This window comes from Actinocorallia lasiicapitis, assembly GCF_054778695.1.
In genome coordinates, this window is sequence record NZ_BAAGZI010000849.1 from 1 (window position 1) to 741 (window position 741).

Annotated in this window: 1 protein-coding gene; it reads right to left on the reverse strand. The window is 76.9% G+C overall.

All coding sequences use genetic code 11. The annotated features are described in order from the left end of the window. A partial coding sequence (locus ACYVE7_RS35070; RefSeq protein WP_460370987.1) for a beta-ketoacyl reductase occupies positions 1-741 on the reverse strand: 741 nt, incomplete at both ends.

Below are 741 nucleotides of genomic sequence, written 5' to 3' on the forward strand. Positions count from 1 at the left end.
GCGCCGCGTCGTCCAGCTTGACGGGCACCAGCAGCGCCTCGGGCTGGTGGAGGCTCGCGTCGAGCAGCGCCAGGCCCTCCTCGACCGTCATCGCGGCCAGCCCCATCCGGGAGAGCCGCCGGAGGTCGGCCGCGCCGAGCTCGCCGCCCATCCCGTCGCCGGACTCCCACAGGCCCCAGGCCAGGGAGACGGCCCGCAGGCCGAGGGCGCGGCGGCGGTGCGCCATGGCGTCGAGGAACGCGTTGGCCGCGGCGTAGTTGGCCTGCCCCGCACCGCCGATGAGGCCGGACACCGACGAGAACAGGACGAGGTCGCAGTCCGGCAGGTCCTTGGTCAGTTCGTGCAGCGCGAGCACCGCGTCGACCTTCGGCCGGAACACCTGCCGCAGCCTGCGGGGGGTGAGGGAGGTCAGGGTGCAGTCGGCGACGACGCCCGCGCTGTGCACCACCGCGGTCAGCGGGTGCGCGGCGGGCAGCCCGGCGACGGCCCGTGCCAGATCGGCCGGTTCGGCCGCGTCTCCGGCCGCGATCGCGACCTCGGCGCCCAGGGCCGTCAGCTCCTCGGCCACCGCGGCGGCGCCGGGCGCGGCCGGTCCCTTCCGGCTCAGCAGGAGCAGCCGCCGGACGCCCCGCTGCCGCACCAGATGCCGTGCGATGAGGACGCCGAGCGCCCCCGTCCCACCGGTGATCATGACGGTGCCCTCGGGGTCCCAGCGTCCCGCCGAACGCTCGGCGGCCCGCG